Here is a 20,039-nt window from a genome sequence, read left to right on the forward strand (position 1 = left end):
GGTCTACTCGCCCCCGACGCGGATGATGAGCGCATCGCCCTGACCGCCGCCGCCACACAGGCCCGCGGCACCGATCCGGGTTCCGCCGAGCTGGCCGAGTTCGAGCGCGAGGCTTAAGACGAGCCTCGCGCCGCTCATCCCCACCGGATGTCCGACAGCGATGGCGCCGCCGTTCACGTTGACCTTCGAGGCATCCACGCCCAGCTCCGCCGTCGATGCCATGGAGACGCTCGCGAACGCCTCGTTCAGTTCGAAGAGGTCGACATCGTCCACGGTCAGCGTGCCCGTCCTGCGGAGGGCATCGCGAATGGCGTTGGCCGGCTGGTGCAACAGTGATGTGTCAGGGCCGGCCACCGTGCCGTACGACACGATCTCGGCGATCCAGCTGAGCCCGAGTTCCTTCGCCTTCGACTTCGACATCACGACCACGGCGGCCGCGCCATCGGAGAGCTGGGATGCCGACCCCGCGGTGATCGTCCCCGTTGGCGAGAAGGCTGGCTTGAGCCTGGCGAGCGACTCGACCGTCGAGTCCGGGCGGATGCCCTCATCCGCGTCGACGACGACACCCTTGCGCGTGGTGAGCGGCACGATCTCGGCGCCGAAACGGCCACTCGACGTGGCGGCGTGCGCACGGCGATGGGATTCCGCCGCGAAGGCATCCTGCTGCTCCCTGGTGAAGCCGAATGCTGACTGGTCCTGCTCGGTGGCCGCACCCATGGTGATGCCCTCGATGGCACCGACGAGCGCGTCACGGTCGAGCGCGTCTTCGAACGGACGGCTGCCGTAGGTGATGCCGCGCCGCACTCCGCGCACGAGGTGCGGTGCGTTGGTCATCGACTCCATACCGCCGGCGACCACGATCTCGTGCTGGCCACTCGCGATCGCCTGGTCGGCCATGGCGATGGCGGTGAGCCCGGAGAGACACAGTTTGTTCACGGTGGTGGATGGCACGGTCAGCGAGATCCCGCCGGCGAAAGCCGCCTGGCGTGCCGGGCCGGGCCCGACGCCAGCCTGCACGACGTTGCCCATGATCACCGCGTCGACCTGGTCTGCCGACACTCCGGCGCGCTCGAGCGCGGCCGCGATCGCCGCTCCCCCGAGCTCGGGTGCCGTGAACTCCGAGAGCACCCCGGCCAGGCGGCCGATCGGGGTGCGCGCCCCCGCGATGATGACTGAACCTGCCATGATGACCTCTTCTCCCAGCGACACTGCTGCGGTCAATCCTGCCACCATCGGTCACGGCCGCCGTCATTAGGCTGGGGTCATGGCCCAGATCTCGGAACTGTTCGACCCCACCCGCTGGCAGGATGTCGAGGGCTTCGAAGCCCTCGAAGACATCACCTATCACCACGACACGAGCGGTCGGATCGCCAGGGTTGCTTTCAACCGGCCTGAGGTCCGCAACGCGTTCCGGCCCCAGTCGGTGGATGAGCTCTACCGCGCCCTCGATCACGCTCGGCAGAACACCCGCATCGGCGTCGTGCTCATCACAGGCAATGGGCCGAGCCCGAAAGATGGCGGCTGGGCATTCTGCTCCGGCGGCGACCAGCGCATCCGGGGCCGCGACGGATACCAGTACGCCGACGGCACCACGTCGACCGGTCGCCTGCACATTCTCGAGGTGCAGCGACTCATTCGCACCATGCCGAAGGTCATCATCGCCGTCGTGCCGGGGTGGGCAGCGGGCGGCGGGCACTCACTGCACGTCGTGTGCGACCTCACCATCGCGAGCGCCGAGCACGCGCATTTCAAGCAGACGGATGCCGATGTCGGCTCGTTCGACGGAGGCTACGGAAGCGCGTACCTGGCCCGCCAGGTCGGCCAGAAGTTCGCCCGCGAGATCTTCTTCCTCGGCCAGGAGTACAGCGCGCAGCGCGCCTACGAGATGGGTACCATCAACGCTGTCGTGCCCCATGCCGAGCTCGAGAACACGGCGCTCGAGTGGGCTGAGACGATTCTGGGGAAGTCGCCGACGAGCATCCGGATGCTCAAATTCTCGCTCAACGCGATCGATGACGGACTCGCCGGCCAGCAGGTGCTCGTGGGCGAAGCCACGCGACTCGCGTACGGCACCGATGAAGCCGTCGAGGGCAGGGATGCGTTCCTCGAGAAGCGCGAACCGGACTGGGGACCATACCCCTGGCAGTTCTAGCCTGCGGGGCTATCTCGCCCAGGTTCCGTTCGGCGATGTGATGATCTGCGCGGGTGCGTACGACCAGTGACCGCCGTATTCGTAATGGCTCGACGCCCACGGTGAGGCCCAGATCGCGGATTCGATGACCTCCGTCGGGGCTGAGGCCGCCAAGCCCGCCACGATGGCGCTGTAGCCGCCGACGCTGTGCAGCGCCTCCGCGGCACTTTCGGCGGCGTACTCGAGACTGTCGTAGCTGCCGAGCCCACTGTTTCCGCCGGAGTTCCACCCATTGTTCAGGGGGTTATTGCGGTTCCACCAATTGTTGACGCCATTTTCCTGGCGCATCCACCTCGTCATGACTGTGACGTTGCTGTCGGTGACCGGAAAGCCGCCCTTCAACAGCACGAGCTTGGCCCAGTCGTAGTTGGTGCCGCCGGCGGCGAGACTCTGCACTCCGGCAGTGGCTGTGTAGCCGTCCCGCGCTACCGCGAGGACGTCGGCGCGCTCGGGGACGACCAGTTCCTGTGCTCCGGCGGGACGGTACGACTGGGCGTTCGGCCCCGCGGCGGCGACGCTCGACACCGGCGGTGGGGCGAGGGATCCAACAGTCACGAGAGAAAAAGCACCGACCAGAGCCACGACGGCAAGCCCATGGCGCGCGCTCGGTACAGACCGGGCGCGCGGTGCGCGGGTGCTGTGCGAAGCGGTCATGGTGGCGTTCCTCGAGGTCTTGGGGACTTTCCACCGTAACAGCCGTGCTTGTGAGTGCGTAGAACCGCCGGTTCAGGTCCGCATGGCGACGCCATCACGGAGCGCCCCGGTTCATAACTCCTGCAGATCGCGGCCTGCGATCGGCGGCATCCGCGGAATTCCGGGGGTCCGCGCCGCCGGGTCGCGCGGATTGCAGGAGTTATGAACGGGCGGCGCGATCCAGGAAGCCGAGCACGACCTCGGCGAACTCCTCGGACTGCTCGATCTGCGGCATGTGGCCCGTCCTGGCGAAGACGTGCCCCTCCGCCCCGGGCAGCGCGGCGATCGCGGCATCGTGGTGGAGGAAGGGAAGCACATGGTCGTGATCCCCCCACATGACGAGGATCGGCAACCCGAGCGCGCGCAGGGAGCCGAGCAGGGATTCACGCCACTGCGGCCGCACACCCCTGATCGTTCCGAGTTCGCGGGCGAGATCGAGCAGGGTCTGGGTGTGTCCCGGCCTCAGCGCCAGGTTGTACGAGCGGTCGATCCGCTCGGGGGTCGCGAACGTCCTGTCGTAGAAAATGGATTCGGCGCTGCGGGCCGAGGTCTTCGGATTCGGCCTGGCCAGTGCGGGGCCGACGCCCCTGACGCCGAGCACCCTCAGGGCAACCGTGACCTCCTTGCCGAACCCCGCGCTGTCGACGAGCACGAGGCTCGCGACCCGCTCGGGGTGGGCGACGGCAAAAGTCATAGCGACGGCGCCGCCGAGGGAGTTGCCGATTACCGGTAACGCTCCGGGCACCCCGACAAAGTCGAGGAAGGGATCGAGCACTCCCGCGAGGGTGGCGAGACTCGCCGCTCCCTCGCCACGATCCGAGTAGGCGAATCCGGGCATGTCGAGGCTGATGACCCGGTGGTGGGCCGACAGCAGGTCGTGCTGTTCGTCCCAGTCCTCGAGGCTTCGGCCGATTCCATGGAGCAGCAGGATCGGTGACCCGACCCCGGTGATCCGATAGCGCAGCCTGAGCCCGCCGATGGTCGTGAAGGCGGCACCCTCCCTCGCCAGCGGCAGGCTCACCCTCCGACGCTCGAACCGCACATCGTCGGTGATCCGTCCGAGCCGCAGCAGCCTGAAGTCCCGCACGTAGTTCTGGTGCAGCCGCCACGGCGTCTTTGCGCCCTGTCGCGGGAGCTGGGAGACCCCGCGACGGATGTAGCCGGCATCCAGGTCGATGAGCGAGACGAGCTCTCCCGAACTCACCGATTCCGGCGGGTCGGGCACGACGGTGTCGAACCCCTTGTCCCTCATGTGGTTCAGGACGCGGCAGACGTACTGCGCCACGAGGTCGGCCTTGAGCGTCCACGACGCATTCGTGTAGCCGATCGTGAGGGCGAAGTTGGGCACGCCCGCGAGCATCATCCCCTTATAGGTGAGGGTCTTCGGCACATCGACGGGTTCGCCGTCGACCGTGAGCGTCATCCCTCCCATGGCGAGGATGTTCAGCCCGGTCGCGCTGACGATGACGTCGGCCTCGAGCGTTTCTCCCGATGCCAGCTCGATCCCCGTGGGCGTCAGGGTGCTGATGGTGTCGGTGACGATGCCCGCCCGACCGCTGCTGATCGACCTGAAGAGGTCGGCATCGGGGATAGCGCACAGCCGCTGGTCCCACGGGTTGTAGGTGGGGGTCAGATGCTTCTCATAGTCGAATCCGTCGGGCAGCCTCGGCACGGCCGCCTTGCGCAGGATCGACTTCATGGTGGCGGGGCGGCGGCGGCTCAACTGGTACGTGACCATCGAATAGCCGATGTTCTTCGCACGAACGAGGCGGTAGGCGATCTTCGCGGGCAGCACCCGGCGGATCCTGTCCGCCTGCCTGTCGCTGGATGCCACGGGGGCGATGTACGTCGGCGAGCGCTGCAGCATCGTGACGTGGGCCGCGGTCTTGGCCATCGACGGCACGAGGGTGACGGCCGTCGCGCCGCTGCCGATGATGACGACCCGCTTGCCCTCGTAGTCGAGGTCGGCCGGCCAGTGCTGGGGATGCACGATCCGACCCTGGAACGTGTCAGCCCCCGGGAACGTGGGGGTGAAGCCTTCGTCGTAGCGGTAGTAGCCCGAGCAGACAGAGAGGAACGAGCAGGTGAAGGTCACGGTCTCGCCCTGCGGCGGGGCATCCATCGAATGCTCGTCGCCCGTCGTGCGCAGTGCGGTCACGGTCCACAGTGCTGCCTCGCTCGACCATGCGGCGCTCAGCACTCGATGGTTGAGCCGGATGATCGGGCCGAGGCCTTCGTCGGCCACGGTGTCGTGGATGTAGTGGCGGATCGACTCGCCATCGGCGATCGCTTTCGCATCGGTCCACGGCCTGAACGAGTAGCCGAGCGTGAACATATCGGAGTCCGAGCGCACTCCGGGGTAGCGGAAGAGGTCCCAGGTGCCCCCGATCGAGCTGCGGGATTCGAGGATCAGCACGGAGCGTCCCGGGCTGTCGCGACGCAGGTGGCTTGCCGCTCCCACGCCGCTGAGGCCGGCGCCCACAATCAACACATCGACGTGTTCAGTCATCGTTTCAGACTAATTCGCCTGGCTACGGATTATCTCTCTTTTCATCGCACACGATTGTGTTGTGCACAATGTGTTACGGTGGGGCTATGTCCGATGAAGCGATCCGTCCGCTCGAAGAGCAGATCTGCTTCGCGCTGTACTCCGCATCACGATCCGTGACGGGTCGGTACCGGGAGCTTCTCGCGCCGCTCGGCGTCACCTACCCGCAGTACCTTGTGCTGCTCATCCTCTGGGAGACCGGCACCAGCACGGTTCGCCAGCTGGGCGACCGGCTCGAGCTCGACTCCGGCACCCTCTCCCCACTGGTGAAGCGGCTGCAGGTGCTCGGGCTCGTCACCCGCACCCGCTCCACCCTCGACGAGCGGGTGGTCGAGATCTCGCTCACCCCCGCGGGCAGCGCCATGAGCAGCGAAGCCCCGCGCATCGCCGAGCAGATCTGCGCGTCCACAGGTTTCGGGCCCGTCGATCTCGCCGGACTGCAGCAGCAGATCGCCACCCTCGCGACACAGGTACGCCAGTTCGCCTGAGTTTTCTCATCGCGGCCGGATCCCCGGTCATCCACCTGAACAGTAAGGAATCGCCAATGCCTACACGCACCGCACGCACCGCCTGGAACGGAACCCTCGAGGAAGGCTCCGGCCAAGTCGAGCTCACCAGCTCCAAGCTCGCCACGTTCGACGTATCGTTCCCGAAGCGCGCAGCCGACGAGGCCAACGGGTCGACGAGCCCCGAGGAGCTTCTCGCGGCAGCGCACACCTCCTGCTACGCGATGCAGCTCTCGGCCGAGCTCGCCGCTGCCGGTGGAACCATCGAAGCTCTGGATGTCTCGGCCGACGTCTCCCTCGGCGCCGACCCGGCCGGCGGCTTCCGCCTCACCACCATCAAGCTGACGGTCCGCGGCGAGGTGACCGGCCTCGACAGCGAGGCCTTCCTCGTGGCAGCCGAGTCGGCCAAGGTGAACTGCCCCGTCAGCAAGGCACTCACCGGAGTCGAGATCACCCTGGACGCCGCGCTCGAAGACTAAGACCCGTCGCGACAGGGGGCATCACTCCGGTGATGCCCCCTTCGTCATGCCGACTTCGATCTCGCTGGCGCCTTCCTGGGAGCTGCCTTTTTCGCCGGCGATTTTTTCGCAGCAGGCTTCTTTCCCGAGGCACTCTTTCCCGCCCGATTCTTTTCGACGCTTCGTTTCAGCGCCGCCATGAGGTCGAGCACCTCGCCCTCGCCCGATTCGGCCGGATCCTCGCCGAACGTCTCCTCCGTACTGACCGAGTCACCCTTCTTCAACTTCGCGTCGATGAGTTCGCGCAGCTGCTCCTGGTAGTCGTCGGTAAAGTTCTCTGGCGAGAAGTCAGACGCGAACGAGTCGACGAGCGACGACGACATCTCCAGTTCCTTCGCCGAGATCCGTACCTTCTCGTCCAGGGATGGGAAGCTGGCTTCGCGCACCTCGTCATCCCACAGAAGTGACTGAAGCATCAACACGTCGCCGCGAACGCGGAGCGCGCCCAGCCTCGTCTTCTGTCGAAGCGCGAAGTGCACTATCGCGGTGCGCTCAGTCTTCTCGAGGGTGCGCCGCAGCAGCACATACGCCTTCGTGGATGCGCCGTCCGGCTCCAGGAAGTAGCTGCGGTCGAACATGATCGGGTCGAGCTGGTCGCTCGGAACGAACTCCACGACGTCGATTTCGCGGCTCCGTTCCTCCGGTAGTTCACTCAGGTCTTCTCCGGTCAGGATGACCGTCTTGTCGCCCTCGTCGTAGGCCTTGTCGATGTGCTCGAAGTCGACGATCTTGCCGCAGATCTCGCATCGGCGCTGGTACCGGATGCGGCCGCCGTCTTTATCGTGAACCTGGTGCAGGTGCACGTCGTGATCCTCCGTGGCGCTGTACACCTTCACCGGCACATTGACGAGCCCGAACGCGATCGAGCCCTTCCAGATTGATCTCATACCCCCATGTTTCTCCGATCTCTCGTAGAAGCAAACCCCTTGCATCCGCAAGTACTGGAGCGCAATCGGCCGTGGTGGCACGATGAGAATTCATCGAACGGAGCCGTTATGCCGCAGAAGCAGGTCGTGTCCGTCGACGGTCACCGCATCACCCTTACCAATCTCGACAAGCTGATGTACCCGTCGACCGGAACGACGAAGGGTGATGTTCTGGCCTACTACGCGGCCATCGCCGAGGTGCTCATTCCGCACGCAGCCAACCGACCGGCTACCCGCAAGCGCTGGGTCAACGGGGTGGATGCCGACTTCTTCTTCCAGAAGAACCTCGACGATTCGACGCCTCCCTGGGTGACGCGACGCTCGATCGACCACAAGGGTCACGCCAACGACTATCCGCTCGTGAACGACCTGGCCACCCTGACGTGGCTCGGCCAGATCGCCGCGCTCGAGATCCACGTGCCGCAGTGGCAGTTCGGTCGCACCGGCACGCGCAAGAACCCCGACCGGCTGGTGCTCGACCTCGATCCGGGAGACGGCGTGGGGCTACTGGAGTGCGCGGAGGTCGCCCGGCTCGCGCGGGAGATCCTGACGGGGATGGGCCTCGACCCGATGCCGGTGACGAGCGGCAGCAAGGGCATCCACCTGTACGCCGCCCTCGATGGACGACAGGATTCGGATGCCGTCAGCGCCGTCGCTCACGAGCTGGCGCGCGCACTCGAAGCCGACCACCCGGACCTGGTCGTGAGCGACATGAAGAAGAGCATCAGGGACGGAAAGGTGCTCGTCGACTGGAGCCAGAACAATGGAAGCAAGACGACGATTTCGCCATACTCACTGCGCGGGCGAGAGCGGCCGACCGTCGCAGCCCCGCGCACCTGGCGTGACCTCGCCTCGAAGAACCTGGCCCAGCTGGAATTCACGGAGGTGCTCGCTCGGGTGAAGCGCCGGGGCGATCCACTCGCCGGCCTCACGACGGGGCACCTCGAATCGCTCGAGCCGACCGCCGAACACCAGTCAAGGTTCGCGACCACCCCGACGAGCGCAGACCGGCTGGAGAAGTACCGGAGCATGAGGGACGGCTCGAAGACTCCCGAGCCGGTGCCGGCACGAGCCGGTCAGCCCGGCGGCAATTCCTTCGTCATCCAGGAGCATCACGCCCGACGGCTGCACTGGGACTTCAGGCTCGAACACGATGGCGTGCTCGTGAGCTGGGCCCTGCCGAAAGGAGTACCTACTGACGTGAAGCAGAATCATCTCGCCGTGCAGACTGAGGATCATCCCCTCGAATATGGCACCTTCGAGGGCACGATTCCGGCCGGGGAATATGGCGGCGGTGAGGTCACGATCTGGGATGCGGGCACCTATGAGCTGGAGAAGTGGCGCGACGGCAAGGAGGTCATCGCCACGCTTCACGGCGAGAACCACGGCTCTCGCCGCTACGCGCTGATCCACACCGGAGGATCTGGGCGGGCCGAGAACAACTGGCTGATCCACCTCATGGCGGATGCCGCCGGGCCCCGGACATCGCGCACGGTCGTCGGTAGTCGGCGACCGGTCGCCCTGAAACCGATGCTTGCGACACTCGGCACCCCGGGCGAACTCGGTGATGACGACTGGGCCTTCGAAATGAAGTGGGACGGCATCAGGGCCATAGCCAGCGTCAGCGCGGGGGTCGTGACGCTCACTACCCGCAATGGCATCGACATCACCGCAACATATCCCGAACTGGGAATGTTGGCTGGGGTGATCGACGACGACGCGGTGATCGACGGCGAGATCGTGGCCCTGACCAGGGCCGGTCGACCGGACTTCGGCCTGCTGCAGAATCGCATGGGACTCACCAGCCCGGCGGATGTCGCGGCTGCGGCGAAGACGACGAAGGTGCAGTTCATGGCCTTCGACCTGCTCTCGGTCGGAGGTGACTCGCTGGTAAAAAGGACCTACGACGACCGCAGGACTGCGCTGCTCGAGCATCTGCGGGAACGTGGGCCTATCCAGGTGCCGCCAGCGTTTGATGGGGACGAAAGGGCCGCACTGGCCAGCAGCCTGGAACTCGGCCTCGAAGGGGTGATGGCGAAGAAACGCGACAGCACCTACCTGACGGGCAAGCGATCGCGGTCGTGGGTGAAGCTGAAGCACCATCGCAGCCAGGAGGTCGTGGTCGTCGGCTGGACCGCGGGCCGTGGCAACCGAAGCGGTCGGGTTGGAGCGTTGCTGCTGGCCGTGAACGGCGACGACGGGCTCGAGTACGTTGGCAAGGTCGGCACCGGCTTCAGCGACCGCGAGCTCGAGGCGTTGACGGCCCGATTCGAGCGGCTGGAGCGTGCGTCCAGCCCACTGGGCGATGCATCGCAGGTGACCGACGCAGGCGTGCGGTGGGTGCGGGCTTCGCTTGTGGGAGAGGTGGAGTTCACGGAGTGGACCGCGGCCGGCCGGCTGCGGCATCCATCGTGGAAAGGCTGGCGCACAGATAAGAAGGCCGCAGAGGTCGTGCGCGAGAGTTAGCCGGAGCTACGCGCCCAGCGCATCGAGCCCGTGATACACCGCAAAGGCGGGCCACACTATGGCTTTGAGCAGCCCGAGCACGACGCCCCAGAAGCTGCCGTCCGACTGCACGATGAAGTAGGTTGCGGCCCCGATGTAGGCCAGCAGCGCGACGAAGCCCCAGGTCCCATTGCGCTGAGCGAATCGAGAGCGATCAGCCACCGTGCACCTCCGAGAGTGTTGCGGCTCCGCCATCGGGATCCGTCGCCGCCCATCCTCGCGCCCAGTCGGCGGCGCGGTCAAGCTCTCCGTCGATGAGCGGCCCCTCGTAGCCGTGCACGCGGAAAGACTTCACCCCAAGGCTCACATCGAACCCGAGTGAGCGCAATTCATGACGCGCGGCTTTGGCGGCGGAGCCGGGCAGCCGGGGTGAATCGACCCTGGTGTCGAAGGCGACAGCGCGGACCGCTCGGGTCACTGTTGGCAGGCTAGCGAGCCATTCCCGGATGCCGCGTTCGGGAGCGTGCGGAGCTTTATTGTTCTCCACGGCGGTGTGCCTCGTGGACGCGCGCGTCATGGAGAACGCATGAGTAGGTCCGCCGACTGCGACGAGGTCGTATCCATCCAGGACCGTGGGAGCCAGCTCTGAGGTGACCAGCTCGACGGCCATGCGCGACTCGAGTTCGTGCGCGATGGTGTGTGCGATCTTCGCGGTGTTTCCCCACAGGGATTCGTAGACGACCAGTGCGCGCATGGTTCCTCCTCGGTCAGTTCCCGTACGTGCCCTCAGTGTGTGCCGGTCGCGCGCATGACGTCAGGGCACAAAGTCCCTCGAGCATTCCGGTCACACTCGGGCCGTCTGAATCGTCATACAGGCAGGGGCCTTCTCCCGTCCCCCGAGAAACCGACCCGAAGGAACGAACCCATGAAGACGATGACGTGCCGACAGCTCGGCGGACCGTGCGATCTTGAACTGAGCGCGGCGACAGCCGACCAGATCATCAAGGATCAGGATCAGCACCTCAGGCAGGCCGTGAAGGACGGTGATACTTCCCACGATGACGCTCGCCAGGAGATGAAGAACCGCTGGAAGCATCCCCGTCAGTCCATGGAGTGGTACTCGAACACTAAAAAAGCCTTCGCTTCCCTTCCCGAAGAGTAGGTTTACGTCGACGGCGGGAGCTCTCATGGATCGCACCGCAGCGTTCGAACAGGAGCGGCCCCGACTCCTGCGTATTGCCGGGCGGATCCTCGGTGACAGCCGCGAAGCCGAAGACGTCGTGCAGAACGCCTGGCTGCGCATGCAATCGGCAGAAATCGAGATCTTCAATCTTCCCGGCTGGCTGACGACGGCCACCACCCGACTGTGCCTCGACCGCCTGAGGGGCAGGATCCCGGTTGTCGATTCTGATACCGAGCGCGGTGCCACCGCCCCGGATGCCTCGGAACAGGTTGCTCTCGCCGAGACGGTCGGCGTCGCCCTCCAGTTGCTGTTGGATCGGCTGACCCCGAACGAGCGGGTCGCGTTCGTGCTGCACGAGAGCTTCGGCTTCGACTTTCCCACTATCGCCGAGATCCTGGGGCGCACTCCGGCGGCCACGCGCAAGCTGGCATCCAGGGCACGGACGAAGCTCGACCAGCCCCCTCGCTCCGAGACCGAGGCGGAACCAATGCCTGACTGGCAGGTGGTCGATGCATTCCTCGCAGCCGCACGCGAAGGCGACTTCACCAGGCTGCTGGCACTGCTCGCTCCCGCGGTCGTCGTGGAGGGTGACCTCGCGGCGATCGCCCTGGGAACTCCGCAGCGCATGTGCGGCTCCGAACAAGTGGCTCGATTCTTCGATGGCGCAGCGAAGACAGCCTTTCCGGTTTTCGTCGGAGATCGGCCGGGAGCGGCCTGGATCCTGCGCGGGGAGCCGAAAATCGTCTTCGACTTCACCATCGACGGCGGTCGAGTGTTGCGTATCGACTTCCGCGCCGAGTCGGGAATCCTCGGGCAGGTCCGCCGTCGCGAGGGACCAGTCGCTCGACGTTAGTCCGGCCAGGCCGAGGTAATCCTGAGACGCGTAGTTGGGGGGGTCCCTGCTCCTCGGCGCAACCCCTCCCGAGTCGGGGTCGTCGCGTCGTAGGGTGAAAAGCATGACCCTGGAGCAGCGCGATGAGTAACGCGAGAGTAGTGATGTTCGATATCGACGGCACGCTCGTGGATTCCAACTTCTTGCATGTCGAGGCGTGGGATCATGCGTTCGCATCGTCGGGCATGGTTGTTCCGTCGTGGCGAATCCTGCGTGCCATCGGAGCCGATTCCGACGTGCTGCTCGACCAGTTGATCCCGACCGCTTCTGCCGAAGAACGTGAGGCTGTAGTCGAGCGCCACAAGAAGCTGTACAAGGATCTTGCCCCGCGGATCACGGCGTTCACGGATGCGGAACGCCTGATCGCCGAGATCTCCCGTCGAGGAGTGCGAGTGGTTCTGGCTACCTCAGCGCCGCAGGATGAACTGGATCGCGTGATGACTGTGCTGGATGTCGCTGACACGGTTCATGCCATCACATCCTCAGAAGACGTCGAGAAAGCCAAACCGGAGCCAGACATCATCTCGGTCGCCCTGGAGAAAGCAGGGGCGAAACCATCCGACGCCATCATGATCGGCGACTCTGTCTGGGACGTCCGCGCTGCTCATGCTGCTGGTGTGATCTCCGTGGGGGTTCTGAGCGGCGGAACCGGCGAGAGCGAGCTGCGGGCGGCCGGCGCTGTTGAGGTGTTCGACGATGTCGCCGCGCTTTTGGCCGGTGTGGATGGCAGCGCGCTGGCAGCGCTATGGGGCGAACCGTCCCCTGAACGCGACCTCTGAGCGCGGTTTCGCCCTGGATTTTAGCTGCAGAAGTTCCTGCAGGCTGATATCGCAGGCCCGCGCCGCGAGGCGGCCGTTGTTACAGTTGCAGCGTGCGATGGGTTGCGGTCGAGGCGGGTGGCACCCGAGGTGTTCCATCCTCTCCGGGGTTACCCCGGGGTACGCAGGCTGAGGTACGACGAACGCCGCAGGCGCCCGACTGCGCTCCGCGCAGCACAGCGCCCGCAGTGACAGACCGGTCGACCGCAACCCTTCGCCGCTACAGTCGCGACCTGCGAAAATGTCTCTGCGGTTCTGGTCGATGACGATGGATGCCGCGAGCAGCACCCGCGCGAAGGCCGGGCTCCGAGGCATCCGCCGTCCACACCCCGCGCCGTCCGCCGTTTCCCAGGCACTCGCCTACGCCTTTCTCGCATCCGAGGTGTGGGCGGCGAAGGAGCTGGTGGACGCGGGGTCGCTGGTTCTCGGAGCGCGCCGCCGCTGGCTGAGGCCGGTCGTCGCCGATGTCATGGCGGCCTATCATCGAGCGCCCACGGGCTCGACCCGGGAGCTCGCGGCCTTCATCGCGACCGTGCCTGCGTTCGTCGACGCCGTCGCCGCTGCCGCACAGCAGCGACGCCCGATCCGCATCCATCGTGTTGTGGCGACGGCCTCACAGGCCCGCCCTGCCGGAGGCCCGCTGCCTGCGATCGACACCGTCGCCGATCTCGCCGTGTTGCTCGGGTTGAGCCTCGGAGAGCTCGAATGGTTCGCCGACACGAAGAACTGGAATCGTCGCGCGCCAGCCGGGGCTCTCCATCACTACCGGTACGAATGGCGCGCCCGGCCGGGCCGGACCCCGCGCCTGATCGAGGTTCCCGAGCAGCGACTCCGCCGCGCGCAGCGGGCGCTACTGGAGTGCGTCATCGGCATGATTCCGCTCAATGACGCGGCACACGGGTTCGTCCCAGGGCGAAGCGCCGTGACCGGAGCGACGCTCCACACCGGTCGGGAGATCGTCGTCTCACTCGACCTCACGACCTTCTTCGCGCGGGTGCGGGCCTCGCGGGTTTACGGGGTGTTGCGCCAGGCGGGATTCGCCGAGTCGGTCGCGCACGTGATAGCCGGGTTGTGCACCAACTCCGTTCCTCCCCGCGTCATCGCCGCCATGCCCGACGGCGGAAGCGCCGAGGAGCGATTCGCCCTGCGCCACGCGCTTGCCGATCGTCACCTTCCCCAGGGCGCCCCGTCGTCACCGACGCTGGCTAACCTCGCGATCCGACGGCTCGATTCACGATTGTCCGGATGGGCGACCTCGGTCGGAGCGACTTACACGCGCTACGCGGATGACCTCGCCTTCAGTGGTGACCGCGAGCTGGCGCGACGACCGGATGCTTTCATCCGCGGAGTCGAGCGCATCGTGCACGAGGAGGGCCACTCCGTGAACCCGCAGAAGACAAGGGTCAGGCGTTCAGGGGTCAGACAGTCGATCACCGGAATCGTCGTGAACGAGCACACCAACATCTCCCGCCGGGAGTACGACCAGCTCAAGGCGATTCTTCATAACTGCGCGGCCCATGGTCCCGAATCACAGAACCGAGATCATCACAACGACTTCGGAGCGCACCTGTTGGGGCGCATCGCCTGGGTGTCGACCGTGAACCCGCTGAAGGGTCGGTCGCTGCGGCAAAAGTTTGCGCTCATCGACTGGTGACCGAGGTGACATGGGGAGCCTGATCGGTTACGCCCGCTGAGAGGCCGCCCATTCGACCGAATGAGCAGCCTGCTGACTCGTGAGTGCTGTCGACGCCCCGCAGTTCTCGCACCATACGAAGAAGCTGGTGGAGAGCGAGAACAGCGGAACGAAGAACAGCGTGACCCTGTTGCGCGTCTTCATGACGTGCTGGCGAGCCTCCACCCCGCAGTGTGAACAGGCGAAGAAGACGATAACGACTACGGAGTTGTAGGCCCGGGTGCCGAAGATCAGCAGCATGCTATCGGGAAGACCGTGCGCGTTCGTCGTCAGCTTTCTTCTCGCGCGCCTTGCCATGAAAACTCTCACGCAACTCTCGACCAGCTCGCACGTCGTCAGCGTGCTGCTTCTCGATCTTGTCGCTGCGCTTGGTGTCGCGAGGCGGCAGCTGGAGGGTCTCCTCGGCCTCGATGCCGGCCTGCAGCTGACGTCCGCGTTCCAATTCGGCGTCGAGCTCAGCCCCGAAGAGCAGCGCGTTGTTCGAGATCCAGATCCACAGCAAGAAGACGATCACACCGCCGATAGCGCCGTAGGTTTCGTTGTAGCTCGAGAAGTTCGCTGCGTAGACCGCGAACCCGGCAGAGGCGAGAACCCAGACGACCAAAGCCAGCACGGCCCCGACGCTTGTCCACCGGAATTTCGGCTGCTTCACGTTGGGAGTCGCGTGATAGAGCACAGCCACAATCGCCACGGCGAGGAACGCCAGCAACGGCCATTTGGCGATGTTCCATACGATCAACCCTGTCTGACCGACTCCGATGGACTCCCCGATCTGTTCGGCAATCGGTCCGGAGATCGTGATGAGCACGGCCGCGAGCACTGCGATGACGATCGCGAGCACCGTGACGGCAAGCGTGATCGGTCGGAGCTTCCAGAAGGGGCGCCCCTCCTGGATCGAATAAATCCGGTTCATTGCTCGAGAGAACGCGCCAACATATCCCGAGGCCGACCACAGGGCCCCGAGCACACCAGTGGCGAAAGTCAGCCCGGCTGCGGGTGACTCTGCCAACCCTCGAATCGGCTCGCGGATGGCCTCGAGGGTTGATCCGGGAACGATCCCCCCGATGAGGTCGAGCAGTGCATCGGTCGTGGTCTCAGGGTCACCAAACAGGCCGATAAGCGAGACGAAGGCGAGCAGAGCGGGAAAGATCGCGAGGACGCCGTAGTACGTGAGCGCGGCCGCGAGATCCGTCGCCTGATCGGTCGAGAATTCGCGGATTGTCTTCTTGATGACGTATTTCCACGAGGGCTTGCTGACCTCGGAGATGTCATCGGGCTTGCGGGGATCGTCTGGGTCTGGTGCGGTAGCAGCGCGCTTGCTCGCGCGCTCTCCCTCTTCTTTGGCCATGACTTCACGGTAGGCAATGCCCGAGATAGTGGCGAGGGCTTGCGTATGTGACCGAATTCGACGATGGTGTCGCTGGTTCCGGTCCGTTTAGTCGCACGAGGCGAGGAACCGGGATTGTGGTAGCTGAGGCAGGGCACGATCCCGCGACCTCACGATTATGAGTCACCATCCGGGACCTGTAATTGCGCGGCTCGACGCACGCCCACCAGCATTTACGCGGATTATGGCTCATCTCGATACAGCTGGAATCACCACGATTCGCTCCGCTTGTGGGCAGGATGTGGGCACGGGCGCCCTGGTTGAAGGGGCCGCCCACGGTTCTGGGCGTCGCCGTTAGTCAAACGGACCTGTCGCGACTGCTCTGAACGAGACCGTCGTGAAGCACCGACGTTCCGGTCATTGACCGATGCGCCGGTCAGGACAGAAGGCCCACAATAATGAGGACCGCCCCGGTAACTACGAAAACTGTCATCAGAGCCACCCCTGCTCGCAGGAGGAGCCTTTCGCTCAACGTCCGGATGATCGGCAGTTGCGATGCGCGAGCGATCGCAAGCATCGACGTGGCCCACTTGTCTCTGACCAGGAACTGCATAGATCCCATTGCGATAAGGGCGCAACCGAAGACCACGAGACTCAGATTTATGGTCACTTACTGCCCAAACATCAGAGAGGTTGCGATTAGGAGAAACCCAAGAGCCAAAAACACTATCCCCTGGGCTGACGAACTGTCGGTCCAGTACTTTTCAGACTGGTGCAATGTTGAGGCCCGACGCCGGTTCCAGAAGGAAGCGGCGTATCTGCCCATCGCTTTTCTCAGGAGAAGCACGAATATACCGACGCCAGCCAGACTAAGCCCGAACACGAACAAACCAAACGCTTCCATACATGCCTACCTCTGCCGCGTGACCGTACCTCGTGAGCCTCTCACGTCACACTAGAGTGTGACGGCTCGTCTCGCCCGAATTTCGTATTACATTAAGAATATGGATACTGACTAGACGGTCAACGGCGTTGTCATCACCGAGACACAGATAGCGGCATGGGCTTCCGAAGCCGAAGCGGGCTATGACATTGACGCGCTGAAGAAACGTGGCCGCGGGCGTCCCGGTCGCGGCACACAGCCCTCCCAGGTCGCTGCCCTCCGTCTCACGATCGAAGAACTAGCTGCGATCAATGCCGTGGCCGAGCGCGAGCACAAAACTCGTTCCGAGCTGATCCGCGCGGCACTCAACATTTACGCTGCGTGAATGTCCATGAGGCCGCGCTAAAGCACGGTGTGTCGACCGTGTGGCCTCAGGAACCGCTTGCCCCGCCTTCGGAGGGGGCTGATTAGAGATCTGGCGGGCGAGACTGATTGTCATCGCCGTCTTTCCACGGGCGAAATAGCAAAATCGATAAAACACCCAGAACCACGCTGACCGCCACGCCAACTCCGACACCAACAGATACAGAATCAGTCGTGAGTCTTTCTTTTTGCACGTATCGGAAACGTGGGAAGGTCTGGCCTTCCTCTCGTTTGCTTCGTATTTCCAGCGTTTGAATGACCAGCTCTGCGCCCGCCCAATCCAGCCCACCTAAGCATTCGCGGTTTACGCATCCCAGACGCCCCGCTCATCTGGCTCGAGATTGTTGTGATCAAGGACACTGCCAGACGGCTACGACATGCGCTTGCGGTGCACCAATCCCGCTGTAGATGTCGCTACGCCTGCCACAGCAAGAGCCATTCCGACGATGGCGCCAAAGCTCGACATTGACACCTGCTTATAGAGAGGGCCGTCCGGGTCATATATGTGCTGACCTGAACCCCAATTCGTCGCGAGCCACAACAGCGCCACAGCAGCAATTCCGACCCCCGCTATGGCGAGCAGCGCTCCAACTGCCAAGAAAAGACGAGTGCGGATCATCCTCGAACACTATCGGCCACAGGAGAAGAGGACGTTCTCAGCGAGACGCGCCGGAGCTGTGTCAGAAGTACCCGAACCCTGAACTGCTCCCTGCGACTAACCCAGGGAAATCACCTCACAGAATATACATCTTGGAGACTCGCCCCATTTCGTATTACATTAAGAACATGCATCCCGATGAGACGATCAACGGCGTTCCTGTCACCGAAACGCAGATAGCGGCATGGGCCGCTGAAGCCGAGGTCGGCTATGACATTGACGCGCTGAAGAAACGTGGTCGCGGACGTCCCGGTCGCGGCGCAGAGCCCTCGCAGGTCGTTGCACTTCGCCTCACGATCGAAGAGCTCGCGGCGATCGATGCTGCCGCTGCGCGTGAGCATAAGACTCGTTCTGAGCTCATTCGCGAGGCACTCAACATCTACGCTGCGTGAAAGTCCACGACGCCGCGCTCAAGCACGGCATCTCGGCAGACGACGCAACGCAGGCGGCATCGTGGCCGGTTTGGATCGACTACCTCGATGACGATTCGCCAGCACGGCAGCTGAGGCTCGGTTTCGATACGCAGGGGCGAATGCTGGAGACCGTGGTGCTCGTGTTCGACAGCGGAAACGAATTGGTCATCCACGCCATGAAGGCACGACCGAAGATGCTCGACCTCCTGCCGTAACCCCACCGCGCATCTGCACCAACTCATCGCACAACCTCCCAGACCACTTCCTCATATTTACTTCTCATCTCTCCCTTCTTTTCTCCCCTTCCTGTTTTCCCTTTTCTCTTTGTTTTCCCTCTGCCACCGCCCCTGCTTCAATTCCCAACCTTCCGCTCACAACTTGTTGGGTGGGGGAGGTTGGGAATCGAGCTCCGCTCGGCAGGGGCGGTGGCAGAGGGAAAATACGGGGTTTGCTATTCCTTTGGGTATTCCACCCCTTGGAATAGTCGAAGGAACGCCTGCGCAGCGGGGTCAGCGTTAGCGTCACCGGCTCGATCTAGCCTCAAGGAAGACCAACTTGAGGAGTCACGATGGGTTCGATCTCGTCATACGAAACGGCGGCAGGAAAGCGTTACCGCGTGCGCTACCGAAAGCCAGACCACGCCCAGACAGATAAGCGCGGGTTCAGGACGAAGCGACAAGCGGAGGAATTCCTATCGTCGGTCGAGGTTTCGAAGTTGCGCGGCGAGTGGGTCGATCCTTCGCGCTCGAGAATCACCGTCGCTGAGTGGGCGCAGCCCTGGTACGACGCTCAGTTGCAACTGAAGGCGACAACACTCTCTGGGTACAGGTACACGCTCGACAAGCATGTGCTCCCAACGTGGGGCGCGGTGCGGCTCTCAGACATCGGTCACGCCGACGTGCAGGCATGGGTCACAGTCCTGTCGAAGACTCTCGCCGCCTCGACCGTTCGCCAGATCTACCTGGTGCTGGCGGGCCTCGCAAAATACGCGGTGCGCGACGGCCGGCTCTCTCGGAATCCCTGCGACGGCGTGCAACTGCCCCGCGTTGTTAAGAAACATCGCGGCTACCTCAGCCACGCCCAAGTGCGCCAGCTTGCCGACGGATGCGGCGAGTACACCGACGTCGTTCTCTTCCTCGCCTATACCGGCCTGCGCTGGGGTGAGATGGCCGCTCTACGAGTCGGGCGCCTCGACATGCTGCGCAGGCGAATAAACGTAGCCCAAGCCGTATCTCCTGCCCGGGGACAACTCGTCTGGAGCACACCTAAGAGCCACAGCAGCCGCTCCGTTCCGTTCCCGGAATTTCTATCCGAGCTTCTCGCTCTCAGATGCGGCGGGAAGAGCCGTGATGACCTCGTCTTCCTGGGCCCCGATGGTGGGGTCCTGCGCAGCGGGAACTTCCGCCGCCGCAGCTTTGCCTCTGCCGTCTTCGCGTGTAAGAGCGTCGACTCGGACTTTCCCGACCTGAGCCCTCACGACCTGCGACACACCGCCGCCAGCCTCGCCGTGTCATCCGGAGCCAATGTCAAAGCCGTTCAGCGCATGCTCGGTCACGCGAGCGCAGCAATGACGCTGGACGTCTACGCAGACCTGTTCGATGACGATCTGGACGCCGTGGCGGCAGCCCTCAACATCGGAGCGACCGAATCGGTTGTGTCCAAAGTGCGGGCAAAAGCAGAAATTCTGCCTCTGACCTGACCTCTGAATCCCCGCAAAACCCGGGTGTTACTTGGTAGCTGAGGCGGGGCACGATCCCGCGACCTCACGATTATGAGTCGTGCGCTCTAACCAACTGAGCTACTCAGCCATGCAGCCGCTCGAGGCGACTACGGAGCCCCCTGTGGGAATCGGACCCACTACCTCTTCCTTACCAAGGAAGTGCTCTACCAATGAGCTAAGGGGGCGCACAAAGGACTTAGCC

Annotated in this window: 20 protein-coding genes and 2 tRNA genes; 12 read left to right on the plus strand and 10 right to left on the minus strand. The window is 64.2% G+C overall.

Annotated features, from left to right (window positions below):
* Nucleotides 1-3: 3 nt before the first annotated feature.
* A complete protein-coding gene (locus tag IWX81_RS12020; RefSeq protein WP_199281616.1) occupies nt 4-1,185 on the minus strand; it encodes an acetyl-CoA C-acyltransferase in 1,182 nt (393 codons plus the stop codon).
* 79 nt (nt 1,186-1,264) lie between these two features.
* Here IWX81_RS12020 and IWX81_RS12025 point away from each other — a divergent pair, with 79 nt between their 5' ends.
* Complete coding sequence (locus IWX81_RS12025; RefSeq protein ID WP_199281551.1) at nt 1,265-2,152, plus strand: 1,4-dihydroxy-2-naphthoyl-CoA synthase; 888 nt, start codon at nt 1,265-1,267, stop codon at nt 2,150-2,152.
* Nucleotides 2,153-2,161: 9 nt separating this feature from the next.
* Here IWX81_RS12025 and IWX81_RS12030 read toward each other — a convergent pair whose 3' ends face one another.
* Nucleotides 2,162-2,845 (minus strand): hypothetical protein, encoded by a 684-nt coding sequence (locus IWX81_RS12030; RefSeq protein ID WP_199281552.1) that lies wholly within the window; start codon nt 2,843-2,845, stop codon nt 2,162-2,164.
* A 199-nt stretch (nt 2,846-3,044) separates the two neighbouring features.
* The gene (locus tag IWX81_RS14990) at nt 3,045-5,393 is read right to left on the minus strand and encodes an alpha/beta fold hydrolase (RefSeq protein ID WP_334594046.1); all 2,349 of its coding nucleotides are present in this window, start codon (nt 5,391-5,393) and stop codon (nt 3,045-3,047) included.
* Nucleotides 5,394-5,479: 86 nt separating this feature from the next.
* Between IWX81_RS14990 and IWX81_RS12045 the strand changes: the two genes are divergently transcribed.
* Together IWX81_RS12045 and IWX81_RS12050 are read left to right on the plus strand one after the other, a co-directional pair.
* Nucleotides 5,480-5,920, plus strand: coding sequence for a MarR family winged helix-turn-helix transcriptional regulator (locus IWX81_RS12045; RefSeq protein WP_334594048.1), 441 nt, complete (start codon nt 5,480-5,482; stop codon nt 5,918-5,920).
* Between the two features lie 56 nt (nt 5,921-5,976).
* Entirely contained in the window at nt 5,977-6,417 is a 441-nt protein-coding gene (locus IWX81_RS12050; RefSeq protein ID WP_199281554.1) for an OsmC family peroxiredoxin, read from the plus strand.
* Nucleotides 6,418-6,461: 44 nt separating this feature from the next.
* On the opposite strand, the gene ku is transcribed toward IWX81_RS12050, so the two are convergent.
* A complete protein-coding gene (gene ku, locus IWX81_RS12055; RefSeq protein ID WP_199281555.1) occupies nt 6,462-7,343 on the minus strand; it encodes a non-homologous end joining protein Ku in 882 nt (293 codons plus the stop codon).
* Nucleotides 7,344-7,451: 108 nt separating this feature from the next.
* On the opposite strand from ku, the gene IWX81_RS12060 reads away from it, so the two are divergent.
* Entirely contained in the window at nt 7,452-9,848 is a 2,397-nt protein-coding gene (locus IWX81_RS12060) for an ATP-dependent DNA ligase (protein WP_199281556.1), read from the plus strand.
* Between the two features lie 6 nt (nt 9,849-9,854).
* Here IWX81_RS12060 and IWX81_RS12065 read toward each other — a convergent pair whose 3' ends face one another.
* The gene (locus IWX81_RS12065; RefSeq protein WP_334594051.1) at nt 9,855-10,049 is read right to left on the minus strand and encodes a hypothetical protein; all 195 of its coding nucleotides are present in this window, start codon (nt 10,047-10,049) and stop codon (nt 9,855-9,857) included.
* Nucleotides 10,042-10,581 carry a flavodoxin family protein gene (locus IWX81_RS12070; RefSeq protein WP_199281558.1) on the minus strand — a complete coding sequence of 180 codons (540 nt, stop codon included), beginning with the start codon at nt 10,579-10,581 and terminating at the stop codon, nt 10,042-10,044. The genes IWX81_RS12065 and IWX81_RS12070 overlap by 8 nt, the downstream gene beginning before the upstream one ends.
* Before the next feature lie 171 nt (nt 10,582-10,752).
* Between IWX81_RS12070 and IWX81_RS12075 the strand changes: the two genes are divergently transcribed.
* The 4 genes from IWX81_RS12075 (at nt 10,753) to IWX81_RS12090 (ending at nt 14,374) form a co-directional block, all read left to right on the plus strand.
* Entirely contained in the window at nt 10,753-10,989 is a 237-nt protein-coding gene (locus IWX81_RS12075) for a DUF1059 domain-containing protein (protein ID WP_199281559.1), read from the plus strand.
* Between the two features lie 25 nt (nt 10,990-11,014).
* On the plus strand, nt 11,015-11,863 hold the full coding sequence (locus IWX81_RS12080) for a sigma-70 family RNA polymerase sigma factor (protein WP_199281560.1): 849 nt from the start codon (nt 11,015-11,017) through the stop codon (nt 11,861-11,863).
* Nucleotides 11,864-11,985: 122 nt separating this feature from the next.
* Nucleotides 11,986-12,681, plus strand: a complete 696-nt coding sequence (locus tag IWX81_RS12085; protein WP_199281561.1) for an HAD family hydrolase — start codon at nt 11,986-11,988, stop codon at nt 12,679-12,681.
* Nucleotides 12,682-12,961: 280 nt separating this feature from the next.
* A complete protein-coding gene (locus tag IWX81_RS12090) occupies nt 12,962-14,374 on the plus strand; it encodes a reverse transcriptase family protein (RefSeq protein ID WP_199281562.1) in 1,413 nt (470 codons plus the stop codon).
* Nucleotides 14,375-14,401: 27 nt separating this feature from the next.
* On the opposite strand, the gene IWX81_RS12095 is transcribed toward IWX81_RS12090, so the two are convergent.
* Together IWX81_RS12095 and IWX81_RS12100 are read right to left on the minus strand one after the other, a co-directional pair.
* Nucleotides 14,402-14,653 carry a zinc-ribbon domain-containing protein gene (locus IWX81_RS12095; protein ID WP_199281563.1) on the minus strand — a complete coding sequence of 84 codons (252 nt, stop codon included), beginning with the start codon at nt 14,651-14,653 and terminating at the stop codon, nt 14,402-14,404.
* 1 nt (nt 14,654) lies between these two features.
* Entirely contained in the window at nt 14,655-15,761 is a 1,107-nt protein-coding gene (locus IWX81_RS12100; RefSeq protein ID WP_199281564.1) for a YihY/virulence factor BrkB family protein, read from the minus strand.
* Nucleotides 15,762-16,912: 1,151 nt separating this feature from the next.
* On the opposite strand from IWX81_RS12100, the gene IWX81_RS14995 reads away from it, so the two are divergent.
* The 4 genes from IWX81_RS14995 (at nt 16,913) to IWX81_RS12120 (ending at nt 19,816) form a co-directional block, all read left to right on the plus strand.
* Entirely contained in the window at nt 16,913-17,008 is a 96-nt protein-coding gene (locus IWX81_RS14995; protein WP_334594087.1) for a ribbon-helix-helix protein, CopG family, read from the plus strand.
* A gap of 824 nt (nt 17,009-17,832) precedes the next feature.
* Nucleotides 17,833-18,096 (plus strand): ribbon-helix-helix protein, CopG family, encoded by a 264-nt coding sequence (locus IWX81_RS12110; RefSeq protein WP_199281565.1) that lies wholly within the window; start codon nt 17,833-17,835, stop codon nt 18,094-18,096.
* Nucleotides 18,093-18,332 carry a toxin gene (locus IWX81_RS12115; protein ID WP_199281566.1) on the plus strand — a complete coding sequence of 80 codons (240 nt, stop codon included), beginning with the start codon at nt 18,093-18,095 and terminating at the stop codon, nt 18,330-18,332. The genes IWX81_RS12110 and IWX81_RS12115 overlap by 4 nt, the downstream gene beginning before the upstream one ends.
* A 353-nt stretch (nt 18,333-18,685) precedes the next feature.
* Nucleotides 18,686-19,816 carry a tyrosine-type recombinase/integrase gene (locus IWX81_RS12120; protein ID WP_199281567.1) on the plus strand — a complete coding sequence of 377 codons (1,131 nt, stop codon included), beginning with the start codon at nt 18,686-18,688 and terminating at the stop codon, nt 19,814-19,816.
* Nucleotides 19,817-19,848: 32 nt separating this feature from the next.
* On the opposite strand, the gene IWX81_RS12125 is transcribed toward IWX81_RS12120, so the two are convergent.
* Nucleotides 19,849-19,925: transfer RNA gene (locus IWX81_RS12125), tRNA-Met, on the minus strand.
* Nucleotides 19,926-19,950: 25 nt separating this feature from the next.
* Nucleotides 19,951-20,022, minus strand: a tRNA-Thr gene (locus IWX81_RS12130).
* Between the last annotated feature and the right edge of the window lie 17 nt (nt 20,023-20,039).

Source organism: Salinibacterium sp. CAN_S4 (assembly GCF_015752305.1).
Classification (GTDB): domain Bacteria; phylum Actinomycetota; class Actinomycetes; order Actinomycetales; family Microbacteriaceae; genus Rhodoglobus.